The organism is Candidatus Thermoplasmatota archaeon, assembly GCA_034660695.1.
GTDB lineage: Archaea > Thermoplasmatota > E2 > UBA202 > DSCA01 > JAYEJS01.
The window spans coordinates 1-11,667 of the sequence record JAYEJS010000040.1 but is presented as its reverse complement, the minus strand read 5'-3'; the positions used below and the strand labels follow the sequence as shown (position 1 = coordinate 11,667).

Here is an 11,667-nt window from a genome sequence, read left to right as displayed (position 1 = left end):
CCACATCGTGGCATAAAAGTAGCCACTAGAAAAAAATTGAATCTTAAGAGAAAAAAATAGCGACCGCCTCCTTAATTCTGGAGTTTTTTGAGCTTTCCACATCAAATTTTTTTCTGGAACTTCCGTTTTAGAGAGATATTTTTCTTTTTCATCCATGCCTTGAACCATGGGAGGGACGAGTCATAAAATTCCTTATCTGTTTTTTCGCAGCACTCCCGTATCTATCTTTTCAGGTCAACTTCATCAACGATAATACATATGTAGGGTTTCTTATCTGCCCCGGAAGGGGAAAGCAGTCCCACTTCAAGGATTTTATCAAGTTTTTCCATTGGAAATGAAGTCCTATGAAAATGGAGCGTACTCCACCTGTTCCCCATTACTTCATATAATTCCATCAACAGTTACATGTGCAAATCATTTATTCATGTTGTGAATGGAAAAGGATTAAATATGCTGCGGTTCTCAACATGAGAAATGCGTGCGAAAATAATAGTCAATGGCGTCGTTCAGGGAGTGGGCTTCCGCCCGTTCATTTACAGGATTGCATTTTCTAACAAACTGAAGGGATATGTCCTCAATCTCGGTGATGCAGGGGTGGAAATAGTCGTTGAAGGCAGTAAGGAAAGAATAGAGAATTTTATCAATGATATAGAAAGAAAAAAACCCCCGCTGGCAAATATTGACAGCATGGACGTAAAATGGGGGAAGGAAGAAGTATTCAAAACTTTTGAAATAAGGAAGAGCAGCGAGGATGTAAAGAATGGCACTGCTTCCATTATTCCGCCCGATGTTGGCATATGCGACGAGTGCATAGAAGAAATGAATGACAGGAATAATAGAAGATACAATTATTTTTTTACCACATGCACCAACTGCGGTCCGAGATATACAGTAATAAAAAAACTTCCCTATGACCGTCCAAATACAACCATGGACGAATTTCCAATGTGCAATGATTGCCGTGCAGAATATACTGACGTTGCCGATAGAAGATATCACGCTCAGACAATTGCATGTGAAACATGTGGCCCCCAGGTATATCTGCTTGACGGAATGGGAAATAATCTCAAATCGGGCAGGGAAGCCATCTGGAAAGCTGCTCTCTTGCTAATGAACAAAAAAATCATTGCAGTTAAAGGAAACGGTGGTTTCCATATAGCATGTTCTGCTTTTTATCCTGATGCAATAAAAAAATTGAGGGAAATCCTGGGGAGGGAGAACAAACCGTTCGCGATTATGGCAAATGGCATAGACATGGTAAAAAATATTGCATTCATTGATGATAAAGAAAAAGAAATGCTCACTTCCTATATCAAGCCCATTGTCGTACTTGAAAAGAAAAAGAAAATGGAAATGGTGGCACCTGGCCTGCACAATGTGGGGATTATGCTTCCTTATACCGGGCTGCATGTCATGCTTTTCCAGAAATGTCCCCATCCTCTTATAATGACATCTGCAAACGTGCCGGGCGAGCCCATCGTATACAAAAACAAGGAGGCGATAAAAAAATTTGGAGGCAGGGTGGATTATTTCCTGCTTTATGACAGAAAAATAGCACATAGATGTGATGATACAGTAGTCCGCTTTGTTGACGGAAAGCCTGTGCTGCTGAGGCGCTCCAGGGGATACGTGCCCGCTCCAGTGAAATTGTCGTTCAATACAAAAGATGTCCTCGCTCTCGGGGCTGAACTTAACGTTACGTCATGCATTCTGGCAAACGGCAGGGCATTTTTATCCCCCTACATAGGGAATACAACAAAGCATGACACAATCCAATTTCTCGAAGAGGAAACGAGGCATCTGCTTAAGCTGACAAATGCGAGGCCGGAGGCAGTTGCCCATGATACCCATCCCCAGTTTTCGACTACAAAGATGGCAATGGAGTTCGGAGATGAATATTCTGCCCCAGTTATAGGTGTTCAGCATCACCATGCCCATATCGCAGGGCTCATGGGAGAATTTGGCGTAAATGAGACAGTTGGCATTGCCATCGACGGCATCGGCTATGGAGAGGATGGCAATATATGGGGTGGGGAAGTTCTTCACTGCTCCTTTTCCGATTATGAAAGAGTGGGACATCTTGAAGAGCAGTACATGATTGGGGGAGACCTTGCCACAAAATACCCTTTGAGGATGGTTGCCAGCATTCTGCCATCGGGAAGTGAACTCGATGACTTTCTTTATACCCGTGAAAAATCGTTTCCTTATGGAAAAAAAGAAATAGAAATACTGCTCAAGCAAGTGAAAAAAAAGGAAGGCATAAAAACCACAAGTTGTGGCCGGATTTTAGATGCCGTTGCTGCCTTGCTCGACATACGCAACGTGAGGACATATGAGGGAGAGCCGGCCATGAGGCTCGAGAGTTATGCAACGGGAGGGAAAAGCGAAGCAATCAATCCAAAAATAGAATGGGGAGATGTTCCAGTCCTTAATACGTCTTATATGCTCAATAAAATCTGGGATGGCAGGAAAAAAAATACGAAAAATCTAGCTTTTTCTGCGGAGGAGTACCTGGCGAAGGGGCTGGCAGAGATTGCAGTGGAATATGCGATAAGGGAACATATTGCCACCGTAGGTGTTGCAGGGGGATGTGCCTATAATGAGCATATGGTAAAAGTCATCAGAAAAGAAGTTGAAAGCCGTGACATAAAATTTCTGAGAAATGAAAAGCTCCCGGCAGGGGACGGGGGCATATCTTTCGGCCAGGCACTGGTAGCAAATGCAAAAATAAGATAATCTTTATCAACAAAAAGAGAAAGAGAGAAAAAGTTGGGTTGACCTTATAACCACCAATCTATGCCAGCAGTGAACAGACTCTCTCCTATCAGAACCTGTACAGGTGGTATTCCGAGTCCAACGCTCGCGAAATCGATGTAAATACCCACGAAGCCGAACACCATGATGGTTTGTGTTCCTACCCAGTCCCAGTATTCAATTCTCGGTGGAGCCAGCCGGACATTGAAACAGCCAGTGTAACCCGCAAAGAAATACTGTAGGAAGATCGGACGGAGCATTACACCGAGAAAAGCCTCTCCCGGGTATAGTGGGATGTAACTGCAGCCAACGCCACAGCTCAAAATGGGATGGAGAAGTGCTATCCCAGCATCGGGAAAAAGACCTACTGTATACGGAGTAACTCCCGCTTCTATAAGACCTGCATCACGCAATGCTGCGAAGAGTTCGTCAAGCACATATTTTGCTTCCTCTCTTTCGGTATCTGTAAGATAAGCCCCGTCCCTTTCTTTCAATGGTTTAAATACCTCTACTGCTGTCCCAATTTTCTCGAGGAGATTTTCCGTTTCCTGTATCGAGAGCTCGTTCTGTTTCTTTACCCTATCTCCATTTCCTATCAAATAACATGTTACTGTTTGCACCTGTTCTTTTTCTGCATTTCCAGTGATGACTAAAGGCACAAAAGCCAATGTAAAAAATAGCAGGGCAACAACAACTGTTTTCCCTTTTATTCTGCTCATTTTCTCCTCCAAAGTTATAACAGGCATTGGTTTATAAATATTACGGACTTATCCTCTTTTTGTCTCTCGGAAACAGGATGCATTCTCTCACATTGCCGAGGTTCAGCGCTTCCATAAGAAAGCGCTCTATTCCGAAGCCGAACCCGCCGTGGGGGGGCATTCCATAGCGGAAAGCCTTCAAATACTCATTGAAATTTTCAACATTCATTCCCAGTTCCACAATCCTATTTTTCAGCATATTGTAGTCATGGATACGCTGTGCCCCGGATGAAATCTCCGTTCCATTGCATTCCAAATCAAAGGCTTTTGCATACTGCCCGTCAGGCATGGCATAAAAAGGCTTTGTTTTCAAAGGGAACCGGATTATGAAATAAAAATCTTCTCCCAGTTCTTTTCCTATCATCTTTTCCTCATCTGTACCGAGGTCATCTCCCCATTTAAATTCTGTATGCTTTTCAAGAATTTCTACAACTTCATCATATTTTATCCTCGTAAAAGGCAGCTGTGGTACGTGTATGTCTGCATCCAACAATTCAATCTCTTTCTCTCTCTCTTCCGTTATTTTTTCAAGGGTTGCCTCCACCATTTTTTCCCCTACTTGCATAACATCTTCTTCACTCTCTATAAATGCCATCTCTACATCCATCGCCGTTGATTCATTCAGATGTTTTGATGTGTCATGCTCCTCCGCCCTGAAATACCATGCCACCTCGTACACTCTGTCCATTCCTGTGGCCATCAGAATCTGTTTGTAAAGCTGTGGGGACTGCACGAGATATGCGTCTCTCCCGAAGTAATTTATTTTGAAAACCTCCGTGCCTCCTTCTGGAGAGGAGACGGTAATTTTTGGGGTATGAACCTGTACGAAGCCATGGGATGAAAGAAAATCAGATGCTGCCTCAATGAAAGTATGTCTTATCCTAAAAATTGCCTGAACTTTTTCCCTCCTCAAATCTATAAACCTGTTGTCAAGACGGGTATCGAAGTCAACGTTTACTTTATCGGCAATGCCCATGGGGAGCGGTGTCTCTGCACATGAAAGAATTTTCATCTCTCTCGGCAACAGTTCCCATCCGTTCATTACTTTCTCGTTTTTCTGGCACAGCCCCTTCACCGATATAACGCTCTCTCTTGGAATAGATGTTATTTTTTCAAACAACTCCGGGTTTTCCTTTTTAATACAGGTGACCTGCGACTTTCCTTTTTTATCCCTGAGCAAAATAAAAGCGATCCCTCCAAGATTTCTTATGTCCTCTACCCATCCAGCGATTGTTATGGTCTTGCCAAATTCCTTTTCTCCCACGTCTCTTGAATAACAGGTTCTCAGCATAATATCCATGTAAAAGAGATGAAGGATTAAATCTTTTCTGCTTTCTCAAAATGAATTTCATACAATTCAAGAAGTTTATCCCAGTCCGGCAATCCCGATTGTGCTCCTCTTTTTTTAACAACCAGGGACGATGCAATACTCCCCAGTTTACATGAAGTCTCCAAATCAAGCCCACGAATCAAGCCCGCCCAGAACGCCGCCTTGTATGCGTCACCGGCTCCTGTAGGATCCACAACATTTGCTTTTACCGCAGGAATTCTTTTTTTATTGCCTTCACTATAAAGAATGCTTCCTTTCTCCCCTTCCGTCATGACCACATCCATCTGCCTCAATAATTTTTGTTTTTCCAATTCTAAAATTTTTTCTATCTGCTTCAACTCAAAATTATTGCAGAAAAGAATGTCTGTATTGTCCAGTATAAAAGACAGCTGCTCTTTTTTATATCTGGGAATGTCCTGGCCCGGCTCGAATGCAAGGAATTTTGCATTCTCTGCCATATCGCACGCAAATCCAGGATGGGAAGGGGCAATATGAACAGTATCTCTTGCATTAGTTCCTGCATGCTTCATATTTTCAGATACGCCCCAGTAAAAATAGGTTATCTGATTTTGTTCTTCATCATTGAATATGTATGCCCTGGCAAGCTCCCCTTTAAATTTTTTTAAGTTAAGTTCCACGCCCAGATTTTTAAGATAAAGACCGTAATGACTGCTCTCAAAATTTTCATCTACGGTAGCTATAAGCTCACTTTTGCAGCCCAATTTTGCAAGCCCCACGGCGATGTTGGCTGCGCCGCCGCCGAAATGTTCTTCCTTGTGTTTTATGAAAATCGAATGATTTTTTTCAGGATAGTAGGGTATATCAAAAATGAAATCCAGTGCAATATGCCCGGTAACTGTTACTTTTTCGATCATATATTGAAGATGAGGACATCCATTGAATTTTCCACTGCTCCCCCGCTTTCTTCATATCCCACGATTTTTAGGCTGTGTTTTCCCAATCCTTTTTCATCCCAGAACCATTCATATGGTTCATTTTCCGCAGCATATCTTAATTTATCATCAACATAGAATTCCACTTTTGTTATGTCGCTAGATACTGCTGCTTCAATCCCTATTTTTCCGATTATGAATGTTCCACCAAAGAGCGTTGGCATAACTTCCTTGTTAAAGAGGTAAAGATGTCCTGATCGCGGCTTATTTATGCTGCATCCCCTCCCGCCTGTTGCCAGAGACGGGTCGCCGAATAATTCAAATTCCTCAATTGTCTTGTAATCATGTTTGTCCATCTCGGAATGATGGTTAAGGTAGTCCTCAATGCTGTTGGCAAGTATCTCTCCCGCCCTTTCCATCTTCGAGAAATGCTTGGTAAGGTGTACGTCCATATACCCAGATAGACCTATAGTGCACGAAGAGCCAATATAACCCCATGAGAGCGCCGTAGTTGCAAAAGTGGCAATTGCTCCTTTATCACTGGATTTAACAAAATGCCATGCAAGACAGTTTCCATGTTCAAAATCACCGGTGGAGCATGCGTCCAGCACAATTATTGGATACTCGTTGGCATTTGAAAGCAGAGATACATCGCTCATATCAATACCTATCCATTTACTAAATTCTCCAGGGGGGTGTGTTGCCCAGCTGTACCTGTTTCCATGTCCAGAAAAATCAACAAATCCTGCCCCGTCGTTTATTTCTTTTCTTATACTTTTGCCATCAAGATTTTCGAGAGAAGCATACAATTTTGTGATTGTGAAATCGTCCAGATAAGAAAGAGCCTGCTTTTTTGTGTACTCTCCCTCATATATGCCACCATTGTCATTATGGCTGTCCCCGCCGCACAATACTGCCCGTGTAAACCATTCTTTCCCGAATGTGTTGCTCTCGTAATAAATAATTTTATTCACTATCGTGGACACTCCCGCGGCGTTATCGCATGCCAATCTGCCGATATAAACGTCTGGATAAAGATCCATGTCATCGGTTTTTCCCTGATACTGATACTCACCGAATAGATTATTATTATTTGTATCCCACGGGGAAAAATGTCCACCGGAATCATAAATGTCTGCATAATAAAGATCGCTTGGAAAATTATCCTCTTCGCCGTCATAAGTGTATGACAGCCTCACCGGCAATTTATCTGCACTGCCCACAAGCATCACATAATCTATACCCCACTGTTCTATTGCATTTTTAATGAAATACTTTATTTTTTCTGGCTTATCTCTTCCCTCTGATGAATAAACCTCGTTCAATGTGACGAGTTTTGTCGTAACACCGTAATTCTCTTTATGCTCTACCAGCGGCTGTAAAGCGTTGCTGAACTCAGATGGCGATACAATGAGCAAGTCATAAGCATCATTGTTAAGCATCGGCTTTTCAGGAGGAATGTAATTTATCTCAATGCTCATTTCATTTACATACTCCAGTTCATTTGTTGATGGAATATAGCGTGCTGGAAAAGCATGTATTGAAAGAAATATAGCATGCTCTCCGTTTTGAATGCCCGCACCAATATTATATGTGAACCAGTTTGGTGGATATGGTTCATTGCTTTCATACACACTGCCTTCCTTCGCTGCTTTTGGTACAGCTCCGTTCAGCGGTACAGGCTCTGGAGCAGGGGCTATTTTTTTGTCCAGGTGCATTGTCTGAATGTTGCCCACTTCAACATCTATGTTTTCAATTTTCGTTCCGAACGGGAATGTAAGCACTTTTGTTTTATAGGGCATGATTGGATATCCGGACAGTGAAGGAGAAGAAAGCATATTTTCCATGGAAATGGTAACATATTTGCCGCTGTCTGTTATAACGGGGGGCGAGAAACCAAGTATTATGTTACTGCTCCGTACCGCATCTCCCCTTACGTAGACGGTACTACCAAGCACAAGTAAAACCAGTACAAAAACCGAGATAATGGCTTTCCTCGTCATCGAAATGTAAAAGCATATATTCTACTTAAAACTATTTATTAATGCCCAAGAAACAAGACTGCTCACTCCTCTGCCTTTTTATCTTATTCTTGCTTCCATTCTCGCCAATCTCTCCGCAACTCTTCCAGTACCGGAATACTTATCCTCGCGAGAAAAAACCTGTGCTATTCCCTTGCCTAGGATAAACACAGCTTTTTTATGGTCGTCCTTCGACTTATGCACGTGATGGGGAAGTATACCCAATGCATTGTATTCTTCGAATGCTACATTTTGGCCCAAAGATTGTCTTTCCAGCTCGTTTTTTATTTGAGCAAACAGAGTATGGAGTTGGATTATTTCCTCCTTTTGCATCGCATCCCTTCCATATCTTAAATAAATAACTTGTTATTAAACTTTTCGCCGCTTGTAGCCAGAAACTAACATTCATTTTTTATACCGACTGTCAGCAGCCCCCATCCAAGCGGGTTCATCTTCTTTTGCCAAACCTCTGCAAATCGTTTCTCTAAAAATGTTCTGTACTGGCCTGCCGAATAAATTTTTTCTTTGAATGACAAAAAATGGTTGGACATCCTGGCAAGCATACCTCCAAGTCCTTTATCATATACATCCAATACATACAGCTTTCCTTTCAGTTTTAGCACCCTTACTATTTCTTCCAAAGCCTTGTCCGGGTCGACCCACCAAGAAAAAGATACAAAAGTTATGGCATAATCGAAGTAGCCGCCCGGGTACGGAATATCTGTAGCATTGGCAACCTTATACACAAGGTTCTTGTAATCATATGATTTATCCTTTAAAGTCAATTGCCCTGCTTTATTTATTGCATTTTCTAAGGCATCTATACCTACCACTTCGCCTTCGGTGGTTACTCTGGCCATCTGTCGGCATGCCCATCCCATCCCGCAACCAATATCGATTACTTTGCTTTCTTTTTTTAAGGGTATTTCCTTAATGCCCCTCTTCAGAAAAATAGGATGGATGCAGTCCAATTCGAGCCGCGCATCAAGCCAAGCAATTTTGTTAGCCCATTTGCCACAAAATCCTTTCAAGACTTCTTTATCGCTCATTTTGATGGCCTCTTTATGTAACAAAAGATAAACCTATTCAATTCCTATATGCCAAATAGGCACACTTACGATTGAAGAGCAATCACCCTTTAGAAAATCGATCAATTTTTGAAGACTCTCCCTTGCGGATTTATAAGCTTTTGCTTCACCATGCCATTTCATCACCGAAACCCCGTTTCCATTTTCACAAATATAATCAAAACTGTCATTATAAGCATTTTCATAAAAATTCTTTCAATGGTCAAATGCTTTTGTCAGTACAACTTTTCCTCTGCATTCTTTTTCCATCTCGGAAAATATATGAGCGTAATAGTTTGTTTTTAGTCTTTCTCCAAAAATCTCTCTTTTTTTATCGGGCAGAGATGAAGAAATGCTTTCCCAGACCCCGGGCTTCAGATGGAGGGAGTCCACCATGATTTCTTTCGCTCCGGAATCAATGAAAGTTTGAACATACTTTTTTACATCCTCAATTTCAATATCCGGAAAAACGGGACCGAAGAAAACGTAGGCATATACGTTTCCATCGGACAGCTTTTTTACTGCCTGCAGTCTTTTTTTGATGGGCGGTGCCCTGGGCTCAAGCAACCTTCTGCTCGTTTCATCAAGCGTAGTAATTGTAATGCCGACCGCCGCCCTGCTGAATTTTTTTATTAGGCCGATGTCTCGCAAAACCAGGTCCGATTTGGTCTGGATATCGACAGGAAAGTCATTTTTTAGGAGCAATAAAAGGCATCTTCTCGTCAGTTCGTATTTTTTCTCTGCCGGCTGGTAGGCATCGGTAACCGTTGATATGCCCACGACCCCCCTCCTTTTAACTTTCAACTCCTTTCTCAGGACCATGGGAATGTTGACTTTTGCATGCACTTCACTCCATTTTTTCCTGTCAACATGCAGAACATTCGGGACATAGCAGTACTTGCAGGAATGTGAGCAGCCGGAATACGGATTGAGGGAGTAATCCAGCCCGGGCAATTTTGACGGCGACAATGCAGTCTTGCACCACTTTTCTTTTATCATGGTTTTAGGAAATCATCCAGTCTGCACTGATACAGCCTGCCTTTAATTAACTCGCTTGTCTCGATCCATCTCTCCAGTGGAATGTTCATTACCTGGGAAATATGCATTAAAGCACTTTGAAATGTGTCAAATCTGAGGGGTTCTTTTCTCAATGCATCTCTCACATTTTCCCGGACGTTCCACACGCCGACCGGCATTATGTAACCCGGATGTATCTCCCTTAAAATGACAACGCCAGCCTGCCTTCTTTCCCTGTTTAAAGCCTCGGCAGCAGCGAGACGGGCCGCATAATAACACCCACCGATGGTTGCATAGGTGCTTCGTCCTTTATAGAATTCATGGTCTCCAAATATGACTATTCTTCTTTTAGACGGATTCCATGTGGTGTTGGGATACCATGCCTCTATGAGTTCGTACTCCCAGGCAGAGGGGTACATAAAAATAAGCCACCTGTTGTCGAGGCCGTGCGTTTCGTACAAACAGTATTCGTTTATGAAAGGATATTCTTTCACCTTCTTTTTTATCTCATTGCCTATCGTCGAGTCAACAGCGGTTATGCTCCACCTCGTCGGTACGAATTTCCTATTTTCCTCTATGCCGAAAGCACCGACAGAAAACGCTTTCTGCATTCTCGAAATTAGGACGCCGTTATTGTACAACTCAAGCAGGGCATCTTTTGCTTTCAGATCTCCGTCATAAAATGCCCTTTCAATTTTTGGTTCTACCCTTGGATTTTCCAGCCATACTTTCTTTATCGGGGCGGACGGACCGTGAGGCTGCACTTCGTCGTATAAAGCGATATTGCCGCGGGGCTTTTTTTTGAATGTCACTTCCATGTCAACTGACTTGGCTGCTAAAGCAATCTCTCTCGTAAATTCAACAATTTTTCCGGAAAAGTCATGTACAGAGGTGAGGTATTTTCCTCTCACCAGTTTCATTCTGAAATCCACGATGTCATCGATGCCCCTGCCGATCCATTGCTCAGGCGTGTCTATAAAGGAGGTATCTCCCTGGATGGGAGGAAGCATAGGCCCGATGTTGACTTTCGGATACCCTTCCCTTCCAATAAATACGGATGGGGGCGTTGAGCCGTGTATGGAAATGGAATCGATGAGCGGTTTTGTTTTCATACTGGAGTAAAACTTTACAAGAATGGGACATCTTTCCTTCCCGCATAGCAGCTTTGCCCCCCTGCATTTCAGGCAGAGGGAAGAGGCATTATTTGAATTCGAGCTGAAAATTGATTTACTGACCTCATCGGCATCCAGAAATTTCCGCGGTGCGGTTTTCATTCATTTAATAATGGCATAGAGTTAAAAAAGATTTTTGCCCCTCCCAGGCACATTTAAAAATCTTTTCGTTGCAGGGTGCAGGACCACAAAAATAAATATCTTTTTACTTATTCTGTCTCATGAAAAGTGCCCATGTATTAATCTCTGGTAGAGTTCAGGGGGTGTGGTTCAGGTCATCCACAAAGGAAAAGGCAGAAGAACTTTTTCTGAATGGCTGGGTTCGCAATCTTCCAGATGGGGGAGTGGAAGCCGTTTTTGAAGGAGAAGACGAAAAGGTGGATGAAATTATAAGGTGGTGTTATCGTGGCCCACCATTGGCAAGGGTTAAAAACGTTGATGTAACCTATGAAGAACCGAAAGGAGAGGATGGATTTAGTATACGGTATTAGAAGACTTATCACCCGACTGCTTACCTCTACACTTTTGGTGAAATAGGGGCTACGCCCCTATAACCCCATTCCGCCTTCGTTCCTCGGCAAGCCCTCGCCCACAAGGGGCTCGGTCATGCCGCATCTCACTCGGCGGTAAACACGGTTAGCCGTTGCTGTGAATC

General features: G+C 42.8%; 11 protein-coding genes. 2 read left to right on the top strand and 9 right to left on the bottom strand.

The features are described from left to right. Positions 1-221: 221 nt before the first annotated feature. Positions 222-395: a hypothetical protein gene (locus U9O96_02160; protein MEA2053911.1), complete on the bottom strand. Its 174-nt coding sequence runs from the start codon at positions 393-395 to the stop codon at positions 222-224. 79 nt (positions 396-474) lie between these two features. On the opposite strand from U9O96_02160, the gene hypF reads away from it, so the two are divergent. Next, the gene (gene hypF, locus U9O96_02155) at positions 475-2,736 is read left to right on the top strand and encodes a carbamoyltransferase HypF (protein MEA2053910.1); all 2,262 of its coding nucleotides are present in this window, start codon (positions 475-477) and stop codon (positions 2,734-2,736) included. Between the two features lie 44 nt (positions 2,737-2,780). Here the strand turns inward: hypF and U9O96_02150 are convergent, their stop codons facing one another. The 8 genes from U9O96_02150 to U9O96_02115 form a co-directional block, all read right to left on the bottom strand. Further along, positions 2,781-3,473, bottom strand: a complete 693-nt coding sequence (locus U9O96_02150; GenBank protein ID MEA2053909.1) for a hypothetical protein — start codon at positions 3,471-3,473, stop codon at positions 2,781-2,783. 40 nt (positions 3,474-3,513) lie between these two features. Further along, positions 3,514-4,803: an aspartate--tRNA(Asn) ligase gene (gene aspS, locus U9O96_02145; GenBank protein MEA2053908.1), complete on the bottom strand. Its 1,290-nt coding sequence runs from the start codon at positions 4,801-4,803 to the stop codon at positions 3,514-3,516. 26 nt (positions 4,804-4,829) lie between these two features. Beyond that, the gene (locus U9O96_02140) at positions 4,830-5,717 is read right to left on the bottom strand and encodes a carbohydrate kinase family protein (GenBank protein MEA2053907.1); all 888 of its coding nucleotides are present in this window, start codon (positions 5,715-5,717) and stop codon (positions 4,830-4,832) included. Continuing rightward, complete coding sequence (locus tag U9O96_02135; GenBank protein ID MEA2053906.1) at positions 5,714-7,738, bottom strand: C25 family cysteine peptidase; 2,025 nt, start codon at positions 7,736-7,738, stop codon at positions 5,714-5,716. The genes U9O96_02140 and U9O96_02135 overlap by 4 nt, the downstream gene beginning before the upstream one ends. A 78-nt stretch (positions 7,739-7,816) precedes the next feature. Beyond that, positions 7,817-8,089: a UPF0058 family protein gene (locus U9O96_02130; protein MEA2053905.1), complete on the bottom strand. Its 273-nt coding sequence runs from the start codon at positions 8,087-8,089 to the stop codon at positions 7,817-7,819. Positions 8,090-8,154: 65 nt separating this feature from the next. Next, positions 8,155-8,805, bottom strand: coding sequence for a class I SAM-dependent methyltransferase (locus U9O96_02125; protein MEA2053904.1), 651 nt, complete (start codon positions 8,803-8,805; stop codon positions 8,155-8,157). A 234-nt stretch (positions 8,806-9,039) separates the two neighbouring features. Beyond that, on the bottom strand, positions 9,040-9,822 hold the full coding sequence (locus U9O96_02120) for a radical SAM protein (GenBank protein MEA2053903.1): 783 nt from the start codon (positions 9,820-9,822) through the stop codon (positions 9,040-9,042). Further along, entirely contained in the window at positions 9,819-11,114 is a 1,296-nt protein-coding gene (locus U9O96_02115) for an Nre family DNA repair protein (GenBank protein ID MEA2053902.1), read from the bottom strand. Before U9O96_02115 ends, U9O96_02120 begins: the two co-directional genes overlap by 4 nt. Positions 11,115-11,233: 119 nt before the next feature. Between U9O96_02115 and U9O96_02110 the strand changes: the two genes are divergently transcribed. Continuing rightward, positions 11,234-11,503 (top strand): acylphosphatase, encoded by a 270-nt coding sequence (locus U9O96_02110; protein ID MEA2053901.1) that lies wholly within the window; start codon positions 11,234-11,236, stop codon positions 11,501-11,503. Positions 11,504-11,667 lie beyond the last annotated feature (164 nt).